The organism is Mycobacterium ulcerans subsp. shinshuense (assembly GCF_002355775.1).
Lineage (GTDB): Bacteria > Actinomycetota > Actinomycetes > Mycobacteriales > Mycobacteriaceae > Mycobacterium > Mycobacterium marinum.
Window position 1 is genome coordinate 2,957,464 of sequence record NZ_AP017624.1, and the last position, 26,443, is coordinate 2,983,906.

Genomic DNA, 26,443 nt, shown 5'->3' on the forward strand with positions numbered 1-26,443 from the left:
ATCGGTCAATCTTCGACGGAGAGGACGCTGATACCGGTATGGGTAGGCACAGTTTGCCCGACCCCGAGGACTCCGCCGACGAACCGTCCGATGATCACGATGCGGAGAATCAGGATTGGGACGATGAGCTAACCGGGCAGCCTGGTGGGGGTGCGGATTCGGCGGCCGCTGATCCGGGGGCCTTCGCGCACCCCCAGACTGCCGATTCGGCCGGCGGCTATCCCTACCCCGGGTGGGAGCAGCCGGGTGACACCGTTGGGCATTTCGGTGATCAGGAGGCTGACGAAGACTCCGCAGACGAGGACGGCTACTGGGCCGACGAACAGGTCTTCGACGAGAGCCAGTACCTCGAACAGGATCCCTACGGCGCCGACGATCGGCATCCGGAGCTGGGGGCCGAGGAATACCCGGACTTCGGGACGCACCCGGATGGCCCGGAGCCCAGTGACCCCAAACCGGCGGCAACTCCCCCGCCGCCGCTATTTCGTGTTGCCGGCCATCGTGGATTGCGCGGCTGGCAGGGCGGCCACCGCAGCGCCGACGGGCGGCGCGGAGTCAGCGTCGGCGTGATCGTGGCCTTGGTGGCCGTCGTGGTGGTGGTCGTCGGAGTGATCGGGTGGCGCTTCTTCGGTGACGTGTTGTCCAACCGCTCGCAGACCGCCGCGGCTCGTTGTGTGGGTGGAAACGATACCGTCGCCGTCATCGCCGACCCGTCGATCGCCGATCAGGTCAACGATTTTGCCGACAGCTACAACGCATCGTCGGGACCCATTGGTGACCGGTGCGTGTCGGTGGCTGTTAATGCCGCCGACGCCGACGCCGTCATCACCGGCTTCATTGGCAAGTGGCCATCCGAGCTGGGTGCTCAGCCCGGATTGTGGATTCCCGGCAGCTCCGTCTCGGCGGCGCGGCTTGTCCAAGCCGCAGGTAAGGAAGCCATCAGCGACAGTCGGTCGTTGGTGACCTCGCCGGTGTTGTTGGCGATCCGGCCCGAGCTGCAGCAGGCGCTTGGCAACCAGAACTGGGCCGCGTTGCCCGGTCTGCAGTCGGATCCCAATTCGATGGCCGGCCTGAAATTGCCGCCTTGGGGTTCGCTGCGCCTGGCGCTGCCGGTCGGGGGTAACGGGGACGCCACCTTCCTGGCCGGTGAAGCCGTGGCGGCGGCGTCGGCCCCCGCTGATGCGCCGCCGACCGCCGGCATCGGTGCGGTGCGCACGCTGATGGCCACCCAGCCCAAGTTGGCGGACGGGTCGCTCAGCGAAGCGATGGACGCCCTGCTCAAGGCCGACGACGTGGCCGCGGCGCCGGTGCACGCGGTGATCACCACCGAGCAACAGCTGTTCTTGCGAGCACAATCGTTGTCCGACGCGAAGAAGAAGTTGAGTTCATGGTTGCCGCCCGGCCCGGTCGCGGTCGCCGACTACCCGGCGGTCCTGCTCAATGGATCATGGTTGTCGCAGGAGCAGACCACGGCGGCCAGCGCCTTTGCCCGGTACGTGCACAAGCCGGAACAACTCGCGAAGTTGGCGAAAGCGGGATTCCGGGTCGACGATGTCAAGCCGCCCAGCAGCCCTGTCACGAGTTTTCCGGCCTTGCCCGCTCCCCTTTCCGTTGGTGACGAGGGAATTCGCGCCACACTGGCCGATGCCGTGGCCGCACCGTCGATGGGAGTTGCCGCGACCATCATGCTTGACCAGTCGTTGTCCACCGACGACGGCGGCAAGACTCGCCTAACCAATATCGTTGCGGCGCTGCAGAACCGAATCAAGACGCTGCCGCCCACCTCGGCTGTTGGGTTGTGGACGTTTGACGGGCGCGAGGGCCGAACCGAGGTGCCCACCGGGCCACTCGCCGACCCGGTAAACGGGCAGCCCCGCTCGGCGGCGCTCAACGCCGCGCTGGACAAGCAATATTCGTCAAACGGTGGCGCGGTGTCGTTCACCACGCTGCGGATGATCTATGAGGACGTGCAGGCGCATTTCCGTGCCGACCAGGCCAACTCGATCTTGGTGATCACCGGGGGACCCCATACCGACCAAAGCCTCGATGGCCCTGGCCTGGAGAATTTCATCCGGACCAGCGCGGACCCGGCCAAGCCAATCGCGGTCAACATCATCGACTTTGGTGCCGATCCGGACCGCAAGACGTGGGAAGCCGTTGCTCAGCTCAGCGGTGGTAGCTACCAGAACCTGGCGACCTCGACGGGCCCGAACCTGGCCGCCGCGGTCGACACCTTCTTGAGCTGACCCGGCTACCCGCGCGGATCGATACGGGCCTAGCCGACCAGCAGATCGAGTGCGGCTTGCGTATACGCTTTGGGATCCTCCACCTGCGGGTAGTGGCCCAAACCGGGTAATTCGATGACCCCGGCGTTCGGGCGCAGTTCACGCAACCCATTGAGCACGTTCGTTGTGGCCACCGGGTCATCGAGGCCCCAGACGAACCCCAGCGGCTTGGGCCAGTCCCGTACCGCGTTGTGCCAGCGCTGCGCGTACCGCTCCCGCTCTTCGAGGTAGCTGATCAGAAGATGCGCGATGCGATGACCGTTGTTGTGGGTCAACAGTTCCCACTGCGCCTCAGCTTCTTGGGCCGACAACGGGTGCTGCGCCGAAAACAGTTTGCCGAAACCCCGCGTGAACCCGCCCCGGTTGACCAAACGAGCCGCGATCGGCCCCAGCGGACCACGCAACACCTTCTGAATGGGACGTAGGCTGGCGCGTTCGAGGATCACGCTGCCGTTGCTGAGGACCACGCGTTGCAGCTCGAATGGGAGCCGGCCCTCGAGGTCGCGGGCAAGCAACTCGGTCGTCACCGAGGTACCCATGTCATGAGCCAGCACCACCACCGGTCCGGTGACGTTCTGGGCTACTACGTTTTGCACCAAATCGGCCTGTTCCAGCAGGCTGTAGCGGTGCGGACGGGGCTTGTCCGACAGACCGAAACCAAGAAAGTCCATGGTCAGCCAGGCCTGACCCGCCAGGTACGGAATCGCCGACCGGGAGTCGAACGAACTGGATGGGAATCCGTGCAGGAGCAGGACCGTGGGTGCAATGCCCTCACCAGATCGCACGAACACCTTCCCCGCAGCCGTGTTTATCCAGCCGCCACCCGCACGCCAGTCGCTAACACTCGCTGATGTCACCCTTCGGGCATACCATCGTGAGCACCACGACAGGAGGGTAACGAGGGTAATGGGCCGGCAATTCACTCCGGATTTCACTCCGGATCCGAAGTTGTACCCATTCGCATCGCGCTGGTTCGACAGCTTCCGGGGGCGCCTGCATTACATCGACGAGAGCGACGGCCCGCCAATCCTGCTATGTCACGGCAACCCGACCTGGAGTTTCCTGTACCGCCACATCATCGTGGCGCTGCGGGATCACTTCCGTTGTATCGCTCCGGACTACCTCGGTTTCGGCCTGTCCGAGCACCCCGGCACGTTCGGGTACAAGGTCGACGAGCATGCGCAGGTGGTTGGCGAGTTCGTCGACCACCTGGGTCTGGACAACTACTTGACCATGGGCCAGGACTGGGGCGGACCGATCAGCATGGCGGTCGCGGTCGAGCGCGCCGAACGGGTGCGCGGAATCGTGTTGGGCAATACCTGGTTCTGGCCGGCCGACACGCTGACGATGAAGGCGTTCAGCACCGTGATGTCCAGCCTTCCCATGCAGTACGCGATCTTGCACCACAATTTCTTCGTGGAACGGCTGATTCCGGCCGGAACGACCCATCGCCCGAGTAGCGCGGTCATGGAGCACTACCGTGGCGTGCAACCAACCGCGTCAGCACGTGTGGGTGTCGCGGAGATGCCCAAGCAGATCCTGGCCGCGCGTCCATTGCTGGCCAGGCTTGCCAGCGAGGTGCCGGCACAGCTGGGTACCAAACCCGCCCTGCTGGTATGGGGTATGAAGGACTTCGCATTCCGGCCCGAGCCGATGCTTGCGCGGATGCGCGCGGTGTTCGCTGATCATGTCCTGGTCGAACTGCCCGAGGCCAAGCATTTCATCCAGGAGGATGCCCCCGACGAGATCGCCGCGGCAATCATCGCGCGGTTCGGCTGACCTGTGGGCCCAAACCCCGGCGGTGCGCCGGGGCTGCCCCGAGGCGTGCCTCCAATTGTTCCGGACATGATGAATTCCACCTGCAATTTTATGACTATTGTGGTGAATTAAATGCGCCAAGTGTAAATGTTCTCTAATATCGTCAATTCATCACGATGCGAATTGTTAATGTTGCGATAAGTCGAATCAGTTGCGGTGAATTGCGCGGTCTGAACAGGGTGTTTGTCCTGCTGAAATGCGACATTGTTCCGTCGAATCGATGTTTGAGAGGAAAGCATAATGTCGTTTGTGGTGGCCGCTCCCGAAATGGTGCAAGCGGCGGCGTCAGATATAGCAAGCATCGGCTCGACCAGGGCTCCGGCGTTGTTGATTAGCAGGCTTGTGAGCTGGGGAATTGTGGATTGAGGAGGTCTAGGCGGCGGTTGGCGGTCAAAGCGGTGATCCGGCAGGCTTCGGCGATGTTGTCGGCGCCGTTGAGGCGGTGCAGATTGATCGCGGTGTTGCGTAGCGTTGCTAGGACCTGTGCGCCGTTTCCGGTATGTGCCCTTTGACGGTCTTCGTCGAAGGTGACGTCGCGTATCCAGTGCAGGCTGTTCTCGATTCCCCAGTGTTGACGCATCCAGGTCATGATCGCGGTAGGGCGGGCGTGCTCGAACGGCAGGCTGCAGATGGCATAGACCACCTCCACGCTGCGCTGGTCGGTGGCGGTGATCAAGCGTTCACGAGTGATCCGGATGATTTGTTTTGCGTAGGGGAAGCCGATTCCTCGTGCAGCGGTGATGATTTGCAGGGTGCGGGTCTCGACACGGCCGTGGCCGCGGGAGTCGTCGGTAGCGACTGCGGGCACCTCGGCCCAGGGCAGCGCGGTGATACGCGCAAGTATTTTGGCTTGGTTGGACTTGACGATCATCAGGTAGTGCGACTTCAAGGTGGCGCAGATCAACTTCGCGGTGACGACCTGGGTATGCATCGCATCCACGGTGACCAGCCACCGCAAGCTACCCGGCAGCAGCGTGAGCAGGGCACGTACGCAGGGAATTTCATTGCTTTTCTCGGCGACAGCGAGTTGACCGAGCACCAATCGGGCACGGTGGGCGAACACCGACACGAGATGCGTGGCTGTCGCTTTGGCGCGTAAAGCACCACGCAGCATCTTGCCGTCCAACGCGATCGGCACCAATCCACTGGGGTCGCTGCTGGCCACGTGTGCAGTGAAGTAACTGCCCATCCTGGCGTTGAGGTCGGCGGGGTCTAGCCGAGACAAAACAGCACGGAAGGTCTTCTCACTGGGCCGCCGGAACCGGACCCCTAATTGGGCCAACACATCATCGGGAGCGGTGGCCGCCCATGTGGCAAAACCAGCATAGCCGCGCATCCCCGCGGCAGTGGCCAGAACCGCGATCGCCAACAAAGCCATCAGCGAATACCTCCGACCGCGTGGGTCCCTCGGGTCTGGCACCGAGGCCAACACATCGAGAAACTCCGATCCGATGAGCTCGCTGCGCCCACCAGGACTCCAGCGGTCGAACACCTCTGGAACCGACGACACAGGCAATACTGAAACGGTAGGCACGGGCAACTCCAGACCAACGACGAACAGTAACCAACTCGATCGTTCTCCAGATAGCCCGTGCCTACACTCCGGCCCCAATAGCGCGGCACCAAAGATCATCAACCCAGCTCACAAGCCTGCTAATCAACAACGCCGGAGCCCTGGGTGATCGGCGGCGAGCTGACGCAGGATTCGCGTGGTGGTAGCGGTGTAGGCGCGCAGGCCTATTCGGCCTGGTGCGTGGTGGTGTGGCGGCGGATCATGGAGAGAAACGCCTCCTCCAGCGACATGCATCCGGTGTCCTTCCGTAGTTGGGTCGGGGTGGTCTGCGCCACTAGGCGGCCGGCACGCATCAGCAGCAGATCGCCGCAGTGCTCGGCTTCATTCATGACATGACTGGAAATCAGCAATGTCGTTCGGGCGCGGGCTAGCTCGGCAAACTGCTGCCAAAGATCTACGCGCAAAACGGGATCCAGGCCCACCGTAGGTTCGTCGAGGACAAGCAAGGTGGGGTGGCACACCAGCGCGCACGCCAGCGACACCCGGGTTCGCTGTCCGCCGGACAGGTTGGCGCAGTAGTCGGTGCGGTGATCGGTCAGGCCCACTCGCGCGATCGCATCATCGGCGGCTTGCCTGTTGTAGCCGTAGAGGGCGGCGAAGTAACGGACGTTGTCAATGATTCGCAGGTCGTGGTAGATCGCTGGATCTTGTGGCAGATATCCGACCTGGCGGCGCAGCACGGCAGAACCGGCCGGATGACCCAGCACGGTGACGGTTCCCGACGTCACGATCTGGGTGCCGACGATGCTGCGCATCAGGGTGGTCTTACCGCACCCGGATGCCCCGAGCAGGCCGGTGATGGTGCCGCGCGCAATGTCGACCGAGAAGTCGTGCAGCGCGGAGTGTTTGCCGCGGATGACCCGTAGGTGCTTGATGCTGACAGCCGGCTGTGACCCACCTGTTAGCGATTCAACGATTGTTGAAGTCACCATGCGATGAATAGTCGACCTAGAAGTGGGGGTTTGTCAACAGGAAGGGCACAATCGCTGCGATGAGCGCTGAGCAACTGCTGGTCGACCCGGTATCTGCCGCACATCGACTGCTCGGGGCGACCATCGCCGCGCGGGGGGTGTGCGGCGTCATCGTCGAGGTCGAGGCCTACGGCGGGGTTCCCGACGGCCCGTGGCCCGACGCGGCGGCCCATTCCTATCGCGGACCCAGTGCGCGCAACCGCGTCATGTTCGGTCCACCCGGTCGGCTCTACACTTACCGCAGCCACGGAATCCACGTATGCGCCAACGTCGCGTGTGGTCCCGACGGTACGGCCGCGGCGGTGCTGCTCAGGGCGTGCGCCATTGGTCGCGGTACCGATGTCGCCCGGTCCCGCCGGGGTGGGCTGGTTGCCACCGCCGCGCTCGGGCGTGGTCCGGGAAACCTGTGTTCGGCGCTAGGGATCACCATGGATGACAACGGGATTGATTTGTTTGACCCGGCCAGTCCGGTGACGCTCCAGCTGCACGAACCGATCGCGGCGGTCTCGGGGCCGCGGGTGGGAGTCAGCCGCGCCGCCGACCGGCCCTGGCGGTTGCGGTCGGCCGACCGTCCGGAGGTGTCGGCGTATCGACGAAGTCCACGAGCACCCGCCCTCGGGGCCAGCGACTAGAGTCTTGCGCGATGTCTTCAAACTCTTCTGGGTCAGCTGGGATCCTCGACGAGCTGGGCTGGCGCGGCTTGATCGCCCAGTCCACCGACCTTGACGCGCTGGCCGCCAACGCACAGCGCCCGCCGCTGACGGTTTATGCCGGTTTCGACCCCACCGCGGCAAGCCTTCACGCCGGACACCTGGTGCCGCTATTGACGTTGCGGCGATTTCAGCGAGCGGGCCATCGTCCCATCGTGTTGGCGGGTGGGGCCACCGGGATGATCGGCGACCCTCGCGACATCGGTGAGCGCAGTCTCAACGACGCCGATACCGTGGGCAACTGGACCGAGCGGATCCGCGGCCAGCTGGAACGCTTCGTCGACTTCGACGGATCTCCCACCGGCGCGATCGTCGAGAACAACCTCGAATGGACCGCCGCCATGTCGACCGTCGAGTTTCTGCGTGACGTCGGCAAACACTTCTCGGTGAACGTGATGCTGGATCGGGACACGATCCGGCGGCGGCTGGAGGGCGAGGGGATCTCCTACACCGAGTTCAGCTACATGCTGCTGCAGGCCAACGACTACGTCGAACTGCACCGGCGCCACGGCTGCACGCTGCAGATCGGCGGATCGGATCAGTGGGGCAACATCATCGCCGGAGTCCGCCTGGTGCGCCAAAAGTCGGGTGCGGCGGTGCACGCCCTCACGGTCCCGCTGGTGACCGCCGCCGATGGCACCAAGTTCGGCAAATCGACCGGCGGCGGCAGCCTTTGGCTGGACCCCGAGATGATCAGCCCGTACGCCTGGTACCAGTACTTCGTAAACACCGCCGACGCGGATGTGATCCGCTACCTGCGGTGGTTCACGTTCCTGGTTGCCGAGGAACTGACCGAGCTGGAGCAGGCCACCGCCGAGCGGGCCCACCAGCGCGCCGCCCAACGCCGGCTGGCGGCCGAACTCACCACCCTGGTGCATGGGGAGGCGGCCACCGAGGCCGTCGAGCACGCCAGCCGAGCGCTTTTCGGCCATGGCGAGTTGAGCCGGCTCGACGAGGCGACTCTGCGCGCGGCACTGCGCGAGACGAGCATCGCCGAACTCGAGCCGGGCACCCCGGACGGCATCGTGGATTTGCTGGTGGCCACCGGGCTTTCGGCCAGCAAGGGCGCGGCGCGGCGCACCATCGGCGAAGGTGGGGTGTCGGTCAACAACATTCGGGTCGAGACCGATGAGTGGGTACCGCAGACATAGGACTTCCTGCACGGCCGCTGGCTGGTGCTGCGCCGTGGCAAGCGGAACATCGCCGGAGTGGAACGCGTCGGCTGAGCCGCTCTTTCCCGGTGAGTGAAATGCATAGTCCAGCATTTCTCAAAGCACTGGCAGGGCTCCGGCGTTGTTGATTAGCAGGCTTGTGAGCTGGGTTGATGATCTTTGGTGCCGCGCTATTGGGGCCGGAGTGTAGGCACGGGCTATCTGGAGAACGATCGAGTTGGTTACTGTTCGTCGTTGGTCTGGAGTTGCCCGTGCCTACCGTTTCAGTATTGCCTGTGTCGTCGGTTCCAGAGGTGTTCGACCGCTGGAGTCCTGGTGAGCGCAGCGAGCTCATCGGATCGGAGTTTCTCGATGTGTTGGCCTCGGTGCCAGACCCGAGGGACCCACGCGGTCGGAGGTATTCGCTGATGGCTTTGTTGGCGATCGCGGTTCTGGCCACTGCCGCGGGGATGCGCGGCTATGCTGGTTTTGCCACATGGGCGGCCACCGCTCCCGATGATGTGTTGGCCCAATTAGGGGTCGGGTTCCGGCGGCCCAGTGAGAAGACCTTCCGCGCTGTTTTGTCTCGGCTAGACCCCGCCGACCTCAACGCCAGGATGGGCAGTTACTTCACTGCACACGTGGCCAGCAGCGACCCCAGTGGATTGGTGCCGATCGCGTTGGACGGCAAGATGCTGCGTGGTGCTTTACGCGCCAAAGCGACAGCCACGCATCTCGTGTCGGTGTTCGCCCACCGTGCCCGATTGGTGCTCGGTCAACTCGCTGTCGCCGAGAAAAGCAATGAAATTCCCTGCGTACGTGCCCTGCTCACGCTGCTGCCGGGTAGCTTGCGGTGGCTGGTCACCGTGGATGCGATGCATACCCAGGTCGTCACCGCGAAGTTGATCTGCGCCACCTTGAAGTCGCACTACCTGATGATCGTCAAGTCCAACCAAGCCAAAATACTTGCGCGTATCACCGCGCTGCCCTGGGCCGAGGTGCCCGCAGTCGCTACCGACGACTCCCGCGGCCACGGCCGTGTCGAGACCCGCACCCTGCAAATCATCACCGCTGCACGAGGAATCGGCTTCCCCTACGCAAAACAAATCATCCGGATCACTCGTGAACGCTTGATCACCGCCACCGACCAGCGCAGCGTGGAGGTGGTCTATGCCATCTGCAGCCTGCCGTTCGAGCACGCCCGCCCTACCGCGATCATGACCTGGATGCGTCAACACTGGGGAATCGAGAACAGCCTGCACTGGATACGCGACGTCACCTTCGACGAAGACCGTCAAAGGGCACATACCGGAAACGGCGCACAGGTCCTAGCAACGCTACGCAACACCGCGATCAATCTGCACCGCCTCAACGGCGCCGACAACATCGCCGAAGCCTGCCGGATCACCGCTTTGACCGCCAACCGCCGCCTAGACCTCCTCAATCCACAATTCCCCAGCTCACAAGCCTGCTAATCAACAACGCCGGAGCCCTGGGCCAGGAACGCAGCACGCTTTGCCTCGGCGCCGATATCAAGGTAATTCGGTAGCTCATCGGCCACCCCGATGGCAACGACCTCCACCGCAAAATTCGCCAACAGTTACCAAAGTCAATGGCGCACATCATTTATCCCATATTCAACCCATCAGAAGGGCACGACCGAATGTCCACAGAGGCCCTTCTCGCGCCGCTATCGCAATGCGCTAAAATATCCTTTAAACGAATATCACGGCAAATGGGTTGTCGAAACCATCTTAATGTCAACGAATTGATCCGCTCATCACTTCAATCCGGGTCCGACCATTACCCGGAAGGCACCACATCACACCGGCGTCCCCCTGTTGCTGCCAGGCCGCTGCAGGAGCAAGTCATCGTGTTCACGGCGACGGCAAGCCTCGATGAAGGCAATTGCCGCCGAGCTGTCGCGCAAGAAATTGTCGTATTGGTCTCGAGTAAGCTCGTAATACTCCTCGTAGTCAACGATCCCGTTGCTGACCGGTATCGATGCGTAGTACCGGCTCGAAGTGGATTCGATGCCAATCGAGTATCTGTCTTCTCGTGAAAAATATGTGTCATCAAACTTCATTCGATCTCATTTCTCCTCGAAGACATCCGTCACAGTGTAGTCACCCTGGGGGATTCTTCCGCCGTCCACAACCGCTTCTGAGGCGCCAGTGGGCAGGCGCCCTCCCGAAATCCATTGTTCGTTGGCACCCGCTTCATTACCGGAAGGAATCCGGAGGTTAAATTGCCGAGGATCCTCGATGTCGATCCTGACGATCTGGTTTGAGTCGAGAAAGCCCTCGGGCAAGCCCAATTCTTCCTCCATAAGACGCAAGTCACCGCCCGTGCCCGCGATCATAGCGTCGGCTTCGCTTTTTGGCATTACAAATGAGGTGCCGTCGCGTTGCGCGATCCCATATTTATCGAGATTGCTTTCCGGCATAAAGCGGGTCGCGCCGTCGGCGAATCTGTCAAGATGACCCTGAATATATTCGGGTGATAAGTACTCGGATGGGTCGGGGCGACTCCCCTTTGGCATCGCGATGATTTCGTCACGCTTCTCCGCGCTCAATCCGTGACCTGACACATCGTCCCCGTGGGCATCACCTCCATCTGCAGTCCCATGAGCCGTGCCGTCGCGCGGTGGTTCAGCGTGGCGAGCGCCGTGGGACGCGTCGCCCGGTCCATGTGGACCACCGCCGTGCGGGGGCAATCCGTGCGGATGTCCCCCGGACGGACCGGCGTCGCCAAGCCCGTGTGGAACACCGCCGTGCGGCGCTGATAGCTCGGCCGGGCGACCCGCGCCGGTCATCACGTGGGCCCCGGGCGCGGCCGGTATTGCGGCCGGTGCCGAATGCGCGCCAGCAGGTACCGGCCCAGCGGCAGCGCCGACGGGAACACCCGGCGCTCGTGCCGGTTCACCCACGTGCGGGGTGACCGGCGACACCCGCTCACCCGGCGTCACCGCCGTTGCTGCTGGATGAGATACGGCCACTGGCGCCGATGCCGGGTCATGCGGGCCGAACGCAGGTTCGGACCTGCCAGGGACGACCGAACCGGGCGCCCCGGAAGGCGCCTCGAGGGCCGGCTTGCCGGGTGGCACCGATTCCACTGGACGCGGCGTCGGCTCGATCGGGGCACCTGCCGGCTTCGGGGGCGGCAGGGCCACCGGGCGACCGCCGACGGGGGGATCAGCCTTGGGTAGATCACCGCCCAGATTTGCCAGATCCTCGGTCAGACCACGACCGGTCTTGCCGATGTCGCCCAGTGTGCGGCCGGCGCCCGCGAGGTCACCAACCTCACCGGCCAGTCGACCACCCCGACCGGCTGCCGCAGCGGCATCGGCCGCCTCGCCACCAACCTCGGCTGCCCGCGCGGCTCCCGCAGCGCCCTTGGCACCCGCGCCGGCTCCCCCGGCTCCCGGAACAAATAGTGTCGCGACGTCGAACAGGTTTCCCCCGAAACCCAGTCCCGGCCGATCGCGGCGCCAATCCTCAAGGTGCAGAAGCCCTTTGACCATCTCTTTGTCCGCGGCGACTGCCTCCTCGGGGTTGAGCAAGTGGTTGATCAATCCCGTCTTGGTCATGGCTTTCCAGGTTTCCGCCGCCCCCTGCGGGTCGATCAGGAAACGTTGCGGGTTGAGCTGCTCGATGCCTTCCACCATCCCGACAGCGGCTTTGAAAACTCCTTCCTGCGTATTGGTGTAGGTGTCGAACACGGTCGCCAGTGGATTGCCGACATCTGGACCGAGGAACTGGGTGAGCTGACCGCGCACGTAGCGCTGCATTCCCACCACCAAGCCGTCGATGGCCTGCATCCCTTGCTGCATCAGCTGCTGTTGAGCGCGGGCCTGACGCCCCAGGTTGCTCAGCACGGCCCGGATGTCCTCGGCGATCTCTTTGATCTCGTCGAGCGCATCACCCTCGAAAATGGCCACCACCTGATTCCACAGCCCCGAGACGGACCCGAATCGATCCAACAGATCCCGGATCGCGTCCTGGGTGTCGGCCACCTCATCGGCGAAGTCGTCGAGTGCACCGGCCAGTTTCCGGCACTGTGCCCCCACGCCGGCCAGATCGGAGCCGATTGCCGATAGGACCTGTTGAATCTGTACGCCTTCGGGAATGTCTTGTCCGGCCACCACCGATTTCGGAGAGTTCAGTGCGCCCTGCACGCCGTTGAGGGCCGCCGCGAAGTCGCGCCAGTGCCCCGCGGCCGCGTGCAAGCCCGCGACATCCCCGTTGGGCCACAGGTCACCGACGAAGGCCTCGACCACCGACCACAACGCCGGAGCAAGTACCCCGGAACCTAGCGTCCCCGGCGCTCCGGGAGCCGTGAACTGCGCCGGTTCCGACGGCGCAGGCAAGACGCCGGCTCCCCCGCCCAGCGTCGAGGCCGCCTCGGCAGCCGAGTAGTTCGACGCGGAGAGCTGAATCTTGGCGCCGTTGTGGCGCAAAGCGTTGATCCCGGCCCCCGCCGCTTTCACCAACGACTCCGCCGCGTCCTGATAAGCCAGCCCGAACACCTCGCCGGCCGTATCCTGACCGGTGTTGGCCGAAAAGCCCGTGGTCAGCGAGCTCAATGCCGCCGCCAAGGCATCGCCCGCGGCGGCCACGGCACTGCCGGCACCCGACAGCGCCTCGGGATCAACCGACAACGGAGCCACGCCCGGATTTTTGCCCAAAGCGCCGCGTCGCGGTATTCACCCTGTTTTTGCGCGCTAAATCTAGCGACGACTGGTGGGGAGCACCAGCCACCAGTCCACAGCCCCTAGCAAGGGGTGCGCAGACAACGCGTGGCCGATGACGTCAACGCCAAGGACGCCACAATGAAGGCCCGCTGCGCCGGCGGCTAGCCGACCCATCACCGGCCGCGACGCGTCAGCTACGCGTCAACGTAATACTGTGCCGCCCAATAGGAACCGACACCGTCGTACCTACTGGCTGATCATCCAGCTTCACCTCCACCCCGGCGGGCAACGCGCCAAGCGTGATCTGTGCGGCGGTGTCGGTAGCCACCTGAATCGTCGATGACGGCAGCGAGGCCAACCCCGCACGCTTGACGTCGACGGTCAGGCTGGCCACCCCGGTGAGCCGCAGGGTGAGATACGGCAGCTCGTCCACGGGCCCTCCCACCTGCCAATCCAGCTCGGTGTAGAGCCCGGGTGTGGGATCGAAATGCGGAACGAAACCGCGATGGCGCCGAATGCTGTGCATCGGGTCAGGTCGGGCATAGGAACGGGCATCGACCTCGGCGGTGGCCCCGCGGCGCGCCGTCACCGCGGGGTCGGCGGTCAGCTCCGACAACCACCACACCTGGTGCGGCCCGATCCCCAAATCGGCCCGCACCAACTGCGGATACCACGCAAAGGTGATGTGCCCCGGATCCGCTTGGCGCAGGCCGGTTCCCATGTGCGCGATCGGATCGTTGAACTTGTCCTGCAGGATCCAGGCGATGTGGTCTTCGAACGGATAGACGGTAAATCGGTGCCGGTAGCCGAGGCGGTCCAGCTCGAGCACCTGCTCGGCCACCGACGGGAACGGCACCAGCTCGTCGAGCAGGCCATGGGCGATCACAAGCGGCAGCCAGCGCGCGTTGCCCAGTAGCTCCCAGCTATCGCCCTCCCGGGCGCAGGGCGAGTCCAGGTTGAAATCGGCCGGGATGTCGACGTTGGGCACCAGGCGCACCCCACACGTCGGCGGCCCGGCCAGCACAACTGCCTGGGCAAACACCTCGGGGTAGGTCAAGCCCAGCTTGTAAGCGCCGTAGCCGCCCATCGAATAGCCAGAAACCACCGTGCGGTTGGGATCGGTCCCCAACTGCTCGGCCACCCGCGCCCAGACCTCCCACGCGTCGAGTTCACCGGCGCCGAAGTACCAAGTAGACGGACCACGCGCCAGCGGGGTGACCACCACCGAGCCTCGGGTTTCGCAAACCTCGTGCAGCAGGCGCGGATCGATCGAAGCGAACTGGTTTTGCCCCAGCGCAAGCGAATGCAGCAGCAAGGTAAGCGGCATCGCGCGGCCGGGAGCATAGGTCGAGGGCAAGCACACCGAGTACGGCTGCATCCGGCCCAGAAACTGCGGATCGGTGTCCAGAACGTTTCCCGCAGCCACACCCTGCCCGAGCTCCACCGAGGACACATACCAGCGCGTCGAGGGGCCGGTGATCACCGGTTCGGGTGCGGTTTCTCGGCCTGCCAACTGGTCCCACGCCACGGCTACCGCGAATTCCGAAACGTCACCGCTGGTCAGCGCGGCGGCTTGGGCCTCGTCAGACCAGATGTTCAGATGCGGCTGCTCCTGATTGTGGGTGCGAAACGCCACGTTGTAGACGTTGGGCTGGCCCGGCAGGGCACCCCGTTCGGCGGGCACGTCGGCGAACCCGTCCCCCGCCGAGTTGGCCAATCCGGCGGCCAGCCGAACGGTCCAAGTCCCTGACGGCTCCACTACCGACCGCGGCACCCGCGCCAGAAACGACCGTGCCGGCAGGTCGACGCTGTGTTCGACGGGAGTCTGCACGTGCGTGACCAGATCGATCAGCCGGGCGCTGCGCCCCGAGATCAGCAGCGCCATGTCGATGCCCTCCGAGCGCACACCGGCCCCAGCCGGCCAGTCCGCTGACGCGCTACGGCTGCGATCGGTGTCGAAGGTGAACAGCGCGATTGGCACGGTGGCGTCCTGCAGCGTGTTCCAGTCGACGCGCCACCAGGTGTGCGTCTCGGTGAGCCCGATCGCCACGCGAAAGATGTCGGCGCCGTTGCCGGCCGCGGGACCATCGGGATAGACGTAAGTGCCCCGCGGCGGCGCCTGGATCTTCAGATCGCCGACCGGCAGACCCGTCGCGCCATGATCGTCGTAGATGAAGTCGGTCCAAAACAGCGCCCCGCCGGCCAGGCGAGTGGCGCCACACGTACGCGGGAATTCCTCGCCGAACGGCCATCCCGCCGGTACCGGAAGCGTCGGCTCAGGCCGTCGCGCGGCCGGTGGCACCCCCTCGGGCATCCCGTCGACCACGATGAGTTCGGCCGGGGGTGTCGGCGAACGTTGCCCCACGGGCACCACGGCCTCGGCAACGCTACGCGCGATACGAAAAGGAAGCAGCGCTAGATCCACCAATGACACCCCGCCAACCTACTTGGCGCAGCCGACATCTGGACGCTAAGACACCGGCACCACCATCAGCTCGTGCGGCCGATTGTTGACCGATAACGCACCGTTTTCGGTAACCACCACAATGTCCTCGATGCGGGCTCCCCACCGGCCCGGAAAGTAGATGCCCGGCTCGACCGAGAACGCCATGCCCGCGACCAGCGGCAACTCGTTGCCGGCGACGATATAGGGCTCCTCATGCACACACAGCCCGATACCGTGTCCGGTGCGGTGCACAAAGTACTCGGCCAATCCGGCGTCGGCCAGCACGTCACGGGCGGCAGCGTCGACCTGTGCCGCCGTAACCCCCGGACGGACCGCATCAACGGCCGCACGCTGAGCCCGCTGCAGGGCCGAATACTGTTGTGCCACATCAAGACTAGGATCGCCGATGCTGTAGGTTCGGGTCGAGTCCGAGTAGTATCCGGGCTCGTATGTCCCCCCGATATCGACCACGACGATGTCGCCGACCTGCAACTTTCGGTCCGAATATCCGTGGTGCGGATCGGCGCCATGTGGACCGGATCCGACGATGACGAATGCCACTGCCGAATGCCCCTCGGCAACAATCGCTTCGGCAATGTCGGCGGCAACCTGCGCCTCGGTGCGGCCGGGCACCAGAAACGCCGGTACCCGGGCATGCACCCGATCAATGGCGGCTCCGGCCTTGGCCAGCGCGTCCACCTCGGCCGCCTCCTTGACCATCCGCAGCTGACGCAGCACATCGGTAGCCAATACCGGCAGCACCCCCAGCGCATCGGCCAGCGGCAACAAGTGCAGGGCCGGCATCGAATCGGTAACTGCGGTAGCTGCGGGCGCACCCCCCAACGCCTCGGCCACCAGCTGGTACGGGTCATCGCCGTCGACCCAATCGCGCACGCACACTCCCAAATCCGATGCGGCCGACTCCTTGAGCGACGCGAGCTCCAAGCGCGGCAAGACGATGGTCGGCACCCCAGAAGCGGGCAGCACCAGCGCGGTGAGCCGCTCGAACGTATCGGCGCGCGAGCCGATGAGATAGCGCAGGTCATAGCCCGGAGTGATGACCAGACCGGCAAGGCCGGCCTGCTCGGTCGCGGCCGCCGCCGCGGCCAAACGTCGCGCGTACACCGCGGTGTCGAATCGCCCAGAATCCATGCCAGCCAGGCTAATGCCCGGCGACTGGCGGATGCGCGGTTGCCCGGCTCCTCCTCACCCGCTGCGCGCCCACATCGTCGCCAGGGTGACCGCCCCCGCACCGGCGCTGGCAGGATAGCCCGCATGCCTGCACCCCTGCTGTTGCTGGATGGAGCCAGCATGTGGTTCCGCTCCTACTTCGGCGTTCCTTCGTCGATCACCGCTCCGGATGGCCGGCCGATCAACGCCGTCCGCGGATTCATCGACTCGATGGCGGTGGTGATCACCCAGCATCGGCCCAGCCGGCTGGCGGTCTGCCTGGACCTGGATTGGCGCCCGCAATTCCGGGTGGACCTCATCCCGTCCTACAAGGCGCACCGGGTCGCCGAGCCCGAGCCCGCCGGACAGCCCGACGTCGAGGAAGTGCCAGACGAGCTGACTCCGCAGGTCGACATGATCATGGAACTGCTTGACGCCTTCGGAATCCCGGCCGCGGGCGCAGCGGGTTTTGAAGCCGACGATGTGCTGGGAACGCTGGCAGCCCAGGAACAGCGGGACCCGGTGGTCGTGGTCAGCGGGGACCGCGACTTACTGCAGGTCGTGGCCGACGACCCCGTCCCGGTTCGGGTGCTCTACCTGGGCCGCGGGCTGCCCAAAGCCACGCTGTTCGGGCCCTCCGAGGTCGCCGAACGGTACGGGTTGCCCGCGGAGCGGGCCGGGGCGGCCTATGCCGAGCTGGCCTTGCTGCGCGGCGACCCCTCCGATGGCCTGCCCGGGGTGCCCGGGGTCGGTGAAAAGACCGCGGCTACCTTGCTGGCCCAGCACGGCTCACTGGATCGGATCGTGGCCGCCGCGCACGACCCCAAGTCCACGATGGCCAAGGGTGTGCGGACGAAACTGCTTGCGGCCTCGGCCTATATCGATGCCGCCCGCTCGGTAGTACGGGTGGCCACCGATGCGCCGGTCACCTTCACGACGCCCACCGACGCGCTGCCGCTGGTTGCCGCCGACCCTCAGCGCACCGCCGAGCTGGCTACCGAATATGGCGTCGGATCGTCGATCGCGCGACTACAGAAGGCTCTGGACGCGTTGCCTTCGTGACGCTTCCGACCGCTATTGCGGTCGGCCAACCTCGTAGGTGCCCTTGTTGTCCTGGAAAGTCACGGTCACGTGCTTGGATGCGCCGTCGATGCTGACGGTGCAATCGAAGGTGGCACCCTTCTTGACGGTGGGGTCGGTGCCGTCGTTGCACTTGACGTCTTTGACGTTCTTGGCGCCGTAGCCATTGGTCTCATCGGTCAGAACCTGCTGCACACCGGCATTGGCCTTGCTGACGTCGAGCTTGGTAGTCACGAAGAATCCCGGCACCCAGAACCCGAGCACCAGAATGACGACCACGAAGAGCAGCGCAATTCCGCCGACCACCCCGCCGATGAGCGCCATCGAGCGCTTGGATCCCTGACCCGACTGGTCGTACGGGCTGAATTGGCCCGGGTACTGACCCGGCTGACCGTATTGCCCCGGTTGCCCTGGCTGCCCCGGCTGGCCATATTGGCCGGGCTGGCCGTATTGACCGGGCTGGCCGAACTGTGGAGGCGCCCCGAACTGGGTGGGCTGGGAACCGAAGTCGGACTGCCCATAGCCGGGTGCGGCCGGGTACTGCTGCGGATAAGCCGGCTCGACAGGTTGCTGGTACTGCTGGTAGTCAGCGGCCGGATACGACGGCGGTTGCCACGACCCTTCCTGGCCTGGCTGCTGCCAAGGCGATCCGGCAGCCATGGTCGGGTCTGAGGAATGGTCACCGCCCTGGTCGGGTGGTTGCCACGACTGTCTAGGATCTGGTCCCTGCGGTCCGCTCATCGTTTCTCCTCAGTTCGTTCGTCTGTCCTGGCCACGAACTGGCCCCAAGTGTCCTCTGGTGGTCCTGCGATCACATTTCCGGATCTAACCGTAGCTGCGGCCCAGCCTACCCGGCGTCAACTGCGACGACGCCGCGCCGGATGTCATTGATCGCGCGCTTTGCGGCGGCCCGCACTTCGGGGTTCGGGGCGGCGTTGCGCACCTGGTCAAGCAGGTCGAGCACCTGGCGGCACCAGCGCACGAAATCCCCCGCTGACAAGGGAGAACCGGGGCCCTCGATGTCCGCGGCGGCCAATGCCGCCGACAGGTCCCCGGTGCGCGCCCAGCGATAAACGACGTTAACAAAACCATCGTCGGGTTCGCGGCTTTGGCCGATCCGGTGCGCTTGTTCGTCGGCACGCAGCGCCACCGACAGCCGCGACGTCTGGATGAGCGCCTGACACAACCGCGGCGTCGGCGCCTCGACCCCGGGACGGCCACCGCCACCGTCACTGCCGCGCGTTTCGTAGAGCACGCAGGACACCACCGCCGCCAGCTCCGGCGGCTTCAACCCCGCCCACGCGCCGGTGCGCAAGCACTCGGCCACCAACAGATCACTCTCGCTGTAGATCCGCGCCAACAAGCGGCCATCATCGGTGACCCGAGGATCATCGGCTGGGCCGTGGATGTACTCACGCTCGGTGAGCAGGCCGACGATCCGGTCGAACGTGCGAGCCAACGAATTGGTGGCGGCGGCGACCTTGTTCTCCAGCTGCGCGTTGTCCCGTTCGATGCGCAGGTAGCGCTCGGCTTGACGGATCCGGCTTTCGACTCCGGGCGCGTTGTGGCAGGGATGCCGGCGCAGTTTTTCGCGGAGCGACGCCAGATCGGGATCGTGCGGCGCTCGCGTCTTCTCGCGGCGGGCCGCCGGCGCCGTCATACCCGCGGCGGCCGACCGCAGTGCCGAGGCCAGATCGCGGCGGACCCGCGGCTGGCGATGTTCGACACGCTTGGGCAGTGTCATCGATCCGACCGGCGGCGACTCGCCGGTGTAGTCGGCCGACGAAATCCGCCCAGCCCACCGGTTTTCGGTCAGCACCAACGGCCTCGGGTCGGAGCTGTCGCGGGCGGATTCCAGCACCACTGCCAGCCCGCCACGGCGTCCGTGCGTGATGGTGATGATGTCTCCCTTGCGCAGCGCGGCCAGCGCTTCGCTGGCCTCCTGCCGACGCTGCAGCCGGGATGCACGGGCCTGGGATCGCTCCATCTCGGTCACCCGCGCACGCATCCGGGCATAGTCCAGGATCGGCGCGTCGGGCCCACCGAGCTCGGCGGCCAGCTCGTCGAGCGTCTCCCTGCCCCGCTCAATGCCGCGGACCAGGCCCACCACGGATCGGTCGGCCTGGTACTGGGCGAACGATTGTTCCAACAGCCGATGCGCCTGCTCCGGGCCCATGTGCTGCACCAGGTTGATCGTCATGTTGTACGACGGGGCAAACGAACTGCGCAGCGGGAAGGTGCGGGTCGAGGCCAGCCCGGCCACCGCCGACGGATCGGCGTTTTCGTCGGTGGGATGCCAGAGCACGACGGCGTGGCCCTCGACATCGATACCGCGACGACCGGCGCGCCCGGTCAGCTGCGTGTACTCCCCCGGCGTCAGCGGGACGTGCTGCTCACCGTTGAACTTCACCAACCGTTCCAGCACCACGGTGCGCGCGGGCATATTGATGCCCAGCGCCAAGGTCTCGGTGGCGAAAACGGCTTTGACCAAGCCGGCGGTGAACAGTTCCTCAACGGTGTGCCGAAACGCCGGCAGCATCCCGGCATGGTGGGCGGCCAGGCCGCGCAGCAGCCCCTCGCGCCACTCGTAGTAGCCCAGTACCGCCAGGTCCTCGTCCTCAAGATCGCCGCACCGGTGATCGATCACCTCGGCGATTTGGGCGCGTTCCTCCTCGCTGGTCAACCGCAGCGGTGAACGCAGGCACTGCTGGACCGCCGCATCACAACCAGCCCGGGAGAATACGAAAGTGATCGCCGGCAACAAACCCGCCGAATCCAGGGTCGCGATGACGTCCGGACGTGGCGGCGGGCGGTAAAACCGCGGCCGGCCCCCTCTGCCGTATTCGCCGCGTCCAGACCGACGCGGCTCCCAGTCCGACATCCGATCCGCCTCGCGGCGATGCGCGATGTGACGCAACAGGTCCGGGTTGACGCGCGCCTGACGGCTCGAACCCGCCGGTTTGTCAGCCTGGTAGTCGAACAGGTCGAACAGGCGCTTGCCCACCAAAACGTGCTGCCACAGCGGTACCGGCCGATGCTCATCGACCACCACGGCCGTGTCGCCCCGAACGGTTTGGATCCAACCGCCGAACTCCTCGGCGTTGCTCACGGTCGCGGACAGGCTGACCACCCGCACCTCGTCGGGCAGATGCAGGATCACCTCCTCCCACACCGGGCCCCTCATCCGGTCGGCGAGAAAATGCACCTCGTCCATCACCACATAGGACAGCCCCGGTAGCGCGGGAGAATCCGCGTAAAGCATGTTGCGCAGCACCTCGGTGGTCATCACGACCACGGGCGCGTTTGCGTTGACCGCCAGATCACCGGTCAACAACCCGATCTTGTCGCGGCCGTAGCGCGCCGTCAGATCGGTGTGTTTCTGGTTGCTCAGCGCCTTGAGCGGCGTGGTGTAAAAGCACTTGCCTCCCGAAGCCAGCGCCAGGTGCACCGCGAATTCGCCGACCACCGTCTTTCCCGCGCCCGTCGGGGCGCACACCAGCACGCCGTGCCCACCTTCCAGGGCAGCACAGGCGCGCCGTTGGAAGTCATCGAGCGCGAAGGGTAAGTCGGCGGTGAACCGGGCTAGCTCGACCAGCTCTGTCACGCGGCCGCCCGAGGGCGCGAGGGTGCGCAGTTGCACGGCCAGTGCGGCGTGTCGCTGTCGCGACACGCACGCTCGCGGCGAGGTGGCCTAGGTGATGTCGTCATGGGATCCGCCGGGGGCCGACGGCGTCGGTATCGGCTCGGGCTCCTCGATTGACGATGCTTCGTCATCGGCAAGCAACACCTCGCGCTTGGCTTTGCGCTTGTCGTGCAGCCGGGCGATCTGGATGGCGAACTCGAGCAGCACCGTCAGGGCCACGCCCAGTGCCGTCATCGAGAACGGATCCGACCCGGGCGTGAACACCGCCGCGAACACGAACATGGCAAAGATCAGACCGCGCCGCCAGGACTTGAGCCGCTGGTAGGTCAACAGGCCAGCCATGTTGAGCATGACGATCAGCAGGGGGAATTCGAAGCTGACCCCGAACACCACCAGCAGATTGATCAAGAAGCCGAAATATCGGTCGCCAGACAGCGCCGTCACCTGCACGTCGCTACCGACGGTGAGCAGGAAGCTCAACGCTTTGGACAGCACCAGGTAGGCCAGCACGGCGCCGGCCACAAACAGCAGCGCCGCGGGGATGACGAACGCCACCGCGAACCGGCGTTCCTTCTGGTAGAGCCCAGGGGTGATGAACGCCCACAGCTCGTAGAACCAGATCGGGCACGCCAGCACAATCCCGGCCGCCATCCCGACCTTGAGCCGCAACATGAACTGGTCGAACGGCGCAGTGGCCAACAACCGGCACTGCCCGTCCGCGCTGATGTCCGCACGCGCCGACTGCGGCAACGAGCAGTAAGGCTGACGCAGCCACTCGCCCAGACTTTCTAGTCCGAAGACCGGATGCGAGTACCAGATGTACCCGAAAATCGTCGTGAGCAGGATCGCGGCCAACGAGATCAGCAACCGGGTACGCAGCTCGGTCAGATGATCGACCAGCGACATCGTGCCGTCAGGATTGACGCGGCTACGCCGCATCCGAGGATTGAGTCGTTTGAAGAGAGCCCCGGCGCGTGCTGAGGCCCGGAAACCGTTCACCACGGTAGGTCAGTAAAGCTCAGGCAACCCGACGGTGCTGCCGGCCTAGGCAGGCCGCGCCTCGGTCTGGTCCTGACCTGTGGCCGCTGCAGGGTCGATCCGCTGCGACTGCACCGGCGTGGGGTTTGCCGTGTTGGTCTCGATAGCAGAGGGTTCCGCTTTGGTCTCGCTCTGCATTTCCCGCATCTCCGACTTGAAGATTCGCATCGACTTGCCCAACGAGCGCGCCGCATCGGGAAGCTTCTTGGCACCGAACAGCACGATCACCACAACAGCGAGGATCGCCCAATGCCACGGACTAAGACTGCCCACTTTGATTACCTCCAGACGTCAACCCCCGATGCTACCGCAGTAGGGGCTGCTCGCCCGGCTAGGCAAACAACACTCCGTGCCGCGCGCCGCGGGTACGGGCCGCACATCGACGGCTTGAATTCGGCCTTAGGCCAGCTCGGCGGCCTGATACGCGTTTAGGGCAGTCGCCGCGGCGGCCCGCACACGCTGCGCTAGCGACTCGGGCTCCAGCACTTGCACCGTCGACCCGAAGCCCAGCATCAGACGGGTCATCCAATCCTCAGAGGCGTAGGTCATGGCAACCTCGCAGGATCCATCGGCGAGCTGGCGCAGCTCCCGGATCGAGTAGTACTCGAACATCCACGACGCCGAGGGCGCCACCCGCAGCGTCGCCGACGGCAGTGCCGGGTCGCCGTCGAACATCGACGTGTCGGGGGGCGCCTGCACCGCGGGCTCCGGCGGCATCGCGGGTTCACCGAGTTCGACGGCGTCCACGATCCGGTCGAAACGAAACAGTCTGACCCCTTCGGACTCGCGTGACCAGGCCTCCAGATAGCTGTGGCCGCCGATCAACAACACCCGGATGGGATCGACGGTCCGGGTGGTCAACGTGTCGTGCGATGCGGAGTAGTAGTCGATGGTCAACGCGCGCTTGTCGAGCACGGCGGAGCGCACCGCGGCAGCGACGGGGCTCTCCAACGGAGCGGGCTCGTCGACCGCCGACAGGGTGCTGCTATGCTCGGCCGCGCCGGCCGCCGCCGCGATCTTGGCGATCGCGCTGCGCGCGGCCTGCGGGTCGACCACGCCTGGGATGTCCGCCAGCGCCCGCAGCGCCACGAGCAGGCCGGTGGCCTCCGGTGACGTGAGTTTGAGTGGACGGTCGATGCCGGCCGAGAACGTCACCTCGATGGTGTCGCCGGAGAACTCGAAATCGATCAGATCTCCAGGGAAATAGCCGGGCAGGCCACACATCCACAGCTGGTTGAGGTCCTCCTCCAGCTGTTTGGCCGACACGCCTAGCTCGGCGGCGGCCTCAACGCGGGTGATCCGCGGGTTGGCTTGGAAGTACGGCACCATGTTGAGCAGCCGCACCAGCCGAGTGGATACGGGACTCATCAGCGCCGCTCCTTCTCATCGCTTCGCCGCGCATCGTCGTCGGCGGGGTTCACGCAAGCGCCTCTTCGACCCCGGCCAGCGCCCGCAGCCGGGCCAGCACATCCTCGCGCAGCGCGGGCGGCTCGAGCACGATGGCGTCGGCACCGTGACCGGTGATGTCGCGGGCCAGCCGATCGCTGGATCCGATTTCGAGTTCTATGACTTCGCCGTCGCGGCCGGCCAGTCGCCGTGGCCCCATCGACCGTCCGGCACGCCGCAGTGCGGTGGCACGCCCGTCGGCGACCCATACCGTGGCCTGCATGCCGGTCGGTGACTCAGCGACGGTCCGGGCGACAATCTGTCGCAGATCCACGTCCTCGGGTATCTTCGATTCCCCGGGCGCACCGACCGGTGCGACGTCGGCGCCGATCCGCGACAGCCGGAACGTGCGGGTCGCTCCCCGGTCGCGGTCGTGGCCCACGAGATACCAGCGCCCCTTCTCGGTCACTACCCCCCAAGGCTCGACGGTGCGGGTGACGTAGGGCTCGTGGCGGGACGCCCGGTGCGGGAACCGCACCGCCTGACCGGAGTCAATGGCCGCCAACAAAATTCCGAGGACGTCCTCGGAGCCGCGCAAACCCGGCACCCCGGCCGGCGAGGCAATGGCCACCGGCGCGTCGGGATCGACGTCGACCCCGGCGGCCCGCAGCTTGAGCAGCGCGCCCTGGGTGGCGGTGATCAGCTCAGGGGACTCCCACAGTTGGGTGGCCACCGCGACAGCCGCCGTTTCATCGGGAGTCAACTCGACCGGCGGCAGCGCGTACGCGTCGCGGTTGATCCGGTAGCCCTCGGTGGGATCGGTACTCGATACCCTGCCAACCTCGAGCGGGATACCCAGGTCGCGCAGCTCGTTCTTGTCGCGCTCGAACATCCGCGAAAACGCCTCAGCGGTCGGGCTGTCCGAATAGCCCGCCACGCTAGACCTGACCTTCTCAGCGGTGATGTAGCCACGAGTGGACAGCAAAGCGATGACCAGATTCACCATCCGCTCGACTTTGGAAGTCGCCATTTACACCAACCTAGATTTGCCCAGCTTCACCGATCACCCGCGCGCGGGCTCGGCTACATGCTCGCGATCAGCCGCTTGACCCGCTCGTCGACCGCCCGGAATGGATCCTTGCAGAGCACCGTGCGCTGCGCCTGGTCATTGAGCTTGAGGTGCACCCAGTCGACGGTGAAATCACGACCGGCCGCCTGTGCGGCGCTGATGAACTCACCGCGCAGCCTGGCGCGGGTGGTTTGTGGTGGGTTGTCGACGGCGTCGGCGATTTCCTCGTCGGTGGTGACGCGTGTCGCCAGGCCCTTGCGCTGTAGCAGATCGAAGACGCCGCGCCCGCGCTTGATGTCGTGGTAGGCCAGATCGAGCTGGGCGATCTTGGGGTCCGACAGCTCCATGTTGTAGCGGTCCTGGTAACGCTGGAACAGCTTGCGCTTGATCACCCAGTCGATCTCGGTGTCGACCTTCGCGAAATCCTGGCTTTCGACGGCGTCAAGCTGGCGGCCCCACAGATCAACGACCTGCTCGACCTGTGCGTTGGGCTCCCGGGTTTGCAGATGCTCGACGGCGCGGGAGTAGTACTCCCGCTGAATGTCGAGCGCACTGGCCTGACGCCCGCCGGCCAGCCGAACCGGACGCCGACCGGTGACGTCGTGGCTGACTTCACGGATCGCACGGATGGGGTTGTCCAGCGAGAAGTCGCGGAACGGCACTCCCGCTTCGATCATCTCCAGCACCAACGACGCGGTGCCCACCTTGAGCATGGTGGTCGTCTCGCACATGTTGGAGTCGCCGACGATCACGTGCAGACGCCGGTACTTCTCCGCGTCGGCGTGCGGCTCGTCGCGGGTGTTGATGATCGGACGTGAGCGGGTGGTCGCGCTCGAGACGCCCTCCCAGATATGTTCGGCGCGTTGGGACAGACAAAATGTTGCGGCCTTGGGGGTCTGCAACACTTTTCCCGCCCCACAGATCAGCTGACGAGTGACCAGGAACGGCAGGAACACGTCGGAGATCCGGGAAAACTCGCCGGCCCGCACGATCAGGTAGTTCTCGTGGCAACCGTAGGAGTTGCCGGCCGAGTCGGTGTTGTTCTTGAACAGGTAGATGTCGCCGCCGATGCCCTCGTCGGCCAACCGCTGCTCGGCGTCGACCAGCAGGTCTTCGAGCACCCATTCGCCAGCCCGGTCGTGGGTAACCAGCTGCACCAGGCTGTCGCATTCGGCGGTGGCGTATTCCGGATGGCTGCCCACGTCGAGGTAGAGACGCGCGCCATTGCGCAGGAATACGTTGGAGCTGCGCCCCCAGGACACCACCCTGCGGAACAGGTACCGGGCAACCTCGTCAGGGCTCAGCCGGCGATGACCGTGGAAGGTGCAGGTGACACCGAACTCTGTCTCGATGCCCATGATTCGTCGCTGCACGTAATCGAGCGTACTGGTTGTCGCACCGCAGCGGTGC

19 protein-coding genes and 1 pseudogene are annotated in these 26,443 nt (G+C 65.3%); 6 read left to right on the forward strand and 14 right to left on the reverse strand.

Annotation, left to right across the window (positions count from 1 at the left end; all coding sequences use genetic code 11):
* Positions 1-38: 38 nt before the first annotated feature.
* Positions 39-2,246 carry a substrate-binding domain-containing protein gene (locus SHTP_RS13245; RefSeq protein ID WP_096370843.1) on the forward strand — a complete coding sequence of 736 codons (2,208 nt, stop codon included), beginning with the start codon at positions 39-41 and terminating at the stop codon, positions 2,244-2,246.
* 29 nt (positions 2,247-2,275) lie between these two features.
* On the opposite strand, the gene SHTP_RS13250 is transcribed toward SHTP_RS13245, so the two are convergent.
* On the reverse strand, positions 2,276-3,142 hold the full coding sequence (locus SHTP_RS13250; RefSeq protein WP_096370844.1) for an alpha/beta fold hydrolase: 867 nt from the start codon (positions 3,140-3,142) through the stop codon (positions 2,276-2,278).
* Positions 3,143-3,191: 49 nt separating this feature from the next.
* On the opposite strand from SHTP_RS13250, the gene SHTP_RS13255 reads away from it, so the two are divergent.
* A complete protein-coding gene (locus SHTP_RS13255; protein ID WP_096370845.1) occupies positions 3,192-4,064 on the forward strand; it encodes a haloalkane dehalogenase in 873 nt (290 codons plus the stop codon).
* Between the two features lie 370 nt (positions 4,065-4,434).
* Here SHTP_RS13255 and SHTP_RS13265 read toward each other — a convergent pair whose 3' ends face one another.
* Together SHTP_RS13265 and SHTP_RS13270 are read right to left on the reverse strand one after the other, a co-directional pair.
* Positions 4,435-5,637: an ISAs1-like element IS2404/ISMul1 family transposase gene (locus SHTP_RS13265; RefSeq protein ID WP_420873003.1), complete on the reverse strand. Its 1,203-nt coding sequence runs from the start codon at positions 5,635-5,637 to the stop codon at positions 4,435-4,437.
* A 203-nt stretch (positions 5,638-5,840) separates the two neighbouring features.
* Positions 5,841-6,608 carry an ABC transporter ATP-binding protein gene (locus tag SHTP_RS13270; protein ID WP_096370848.1) on the reverse strand — a complete coding sequence of 256 codons (768 nt, stop codon included), beginning with the start codon at positions 6,606-6,608 and terminating at the stop codon, positions 5,841-5,843.
* A gap of 59 nt (positions 6,609-6,667) precedes the next feature.
* Here SHTP_RS13270 and SHTP_RS13275 point away from each other — a divergent pair, with 59 nt between their 5' ends.
* From SHTP_RS13275 to SHTP_RS13285, 3 genes and pseudogenes are all read left to right on the forward strand, one after another.
* Entirely contained in the window at positions 6,668-7,279 is a 612-nt protein-coding gene (locus SHTP_RS13275; protein WP_096370541.1) for a DNA-3-methyladenine glycosylase, read from the forward strand.
* Between the two features lie 11 nt (positions 7,280-7,290).
* Positions 7,291-8,583 (forward strand): annotated as a pseudogene (gene tyrS, locus SHTP_RS13280) (tyrosine--tRNA ligase).
* A gap of 197 nt (positions 8,584-8,780) precedes the next feature.
* Positions 8,781-9,983, forward strand: a complete 1,203-nt coding sequence (locus SHTP_RS13285) for an ISAs1-like element IS2404/ISMul1 family transposase (RefSeq protein WP_420873004.1) — start codon at positions 8,781-8,783, stop codon at positions 9,981-9,983.
* Positions 9,984-10,330: 347 nt separating this feature from the next.
* Here the strand turns inward: SHTP_RS13285 and SHTP_RS13290 are convergent, their stop codons facing one another.
* The 4 genes from SHTP_RS13290 to SHTP_RS13305 all read right to left on the reverse strand — a co-directional run bounded on the left by SHTP_RS13290 (position 10,331) and on the right by SHTP_RS13305 (position 16,799).
* A complete protein-coding gene (locus SHTP_RS13290) occupies positions 10,331-10,594 on the reverse strand; it encodes a hypothetical protein (RefSeq protein WP_011740305.1) in 264 nt (87 codons plus the stop codon).
* Between the two features lie 6 nt (positions 10,595-10,600).
* Complete coding sequence (locus SHTP_RS13295) at positions 10,601-13,177, reverse strand: WXG100-like domain-containing protein (protein WP_096370850.1); 2,577 nt, start codon at positions 13,175-13,177, stop codon at positions 10,601-10,603.
* Positions 13,178-13,391: 214 nt separating this feature from the next.
* Complete coding sequence (locus SHTP_RS13300) at positions 13,392-15,635, reverse strand: alpha/beta hydrolase-fold protein (protein WP_096370851.1); 2,244 nt, start codon at positions 15,633-15,635, stop codon at positions 13,392-13,394.
* Between the two features lie 36 nt (positions 15,636-15,671).
* Positions 15,672-16,799 carry a M24 family metallopeptidase gene (locus SHTP_RS13305; RefSeq protein ID WP_096370852.1) on the reverse strand — a complete coding sequence of 376 codons (1,128 nt, stop codon included), beginning with the start codon at positions 16,797-16,799 and terminating at the stop codon, positions 15,672-15,674.
* Positions 16,800-16,922: 123 nt separating this feature from the next.
* Between SHTP_RS13305 and SHTP_RS13310 the strand changes: the two genes are divergently transcribed.
* The gene (locus SHTP_RS13310) at positions 16,923-17,879 is read left to right on the forward strand and encodes a 5'-3' exonuclease (protein ID WP_011740309.1); all 957 of its coding nucleotides are present in this window, start codon (positions 16,923-16,925) and stop codon (positions 17,877-17,879) included.
* Positions 17,880-17,891: 12 nt separating this feature from the next.
* On the opposite strand, the gene SHTP_RS13315 is transcribed toward SHTP_RS13310, so the two are convergent.
* The 7 genes from SHTP_RS13315 to pafA form a co-directional block, all read right to left on the reverse strand.
* On the reverse strand, positions 17,892-18,638 hold the full coding sequence (locus tag SHTP_RS13315) for a DUF4333 domain-containing protein (RefSeq protein ID WP_096370853.1): 747 nt from the start codon (positions 18,636-18,638) through the stop codon (positions 17,892-17,894).
* A 106-nt stretch (positions 18,639-18,744) separates the two neighbouring features.
* On the reverse strand, positions 18,745-21,501 hold the full coding sequence (locus SHTP_RS13320) for a DEAD/DEAH box helicase (protein WP_096372457.1): 2,757 nt from the start codon (positions 21,499-21,501) through the stop codon (positions 18,745-18,747).
* Between the two features lie 87 nt (positions 21,502-21,588).
* Positions 21,589-22,479: a twin-arginine translocase subunit TatC gene (tatC, locus tag SHTP_RS13325; protein ID WP_085979824.1), complete on the reverse strand. Its 891-nt coding sequence runs from the start codon at positions 22,477-22,479 to the stop codon at positions 21,589-21,591.
* Between the two features lie 105 nt (positions 22,480-22,584).
* Entirely contained in the window at positions 22,585-22,851 is a 267-nt protein-coding gene (gene tatA / locus SHTP_RS13330) for a Sec-independent protein translocase subunit TatA (protein WP_011740313.1), read from the reverse strand.
* Positions 22,852-22,977: 126 nt separating this feature from the next.
* Complete coding sequence (locus SHTP_RS13335) at positions 22,978-23,946, reverse strand: helix-turn-helix transcriptional regulator (protein ID WP_096370854.1); 969 nt, start codon at positions 23,944-23,946, stop codon at positions 22,978-22,980.
* Between the two features lie 49 nt (positions 23,947-23,995).
* Entirely contained in the window at positions 23,996-24,994 is a 999-nt protein-coding gene (locus tag SHTP_RS13340; RefSeq protein WP_096370855.1) for a helix-turn-helix transcriptional regulator, read from the reverse strand.
* 53 nt (positions 24,995-25,047) lie between these two features.
* Entirely contained in the window at positions 25,048-26,406 is a 1,359-nt protein-coding gene (gene pafA, locus SHTP_RS13345) for a Pup--protein ligase (RefSeq protein WP_096370856.1), read from the reverse strand.
* Positions 26,407-26,443: the final 37 nt, after the last annotated feature.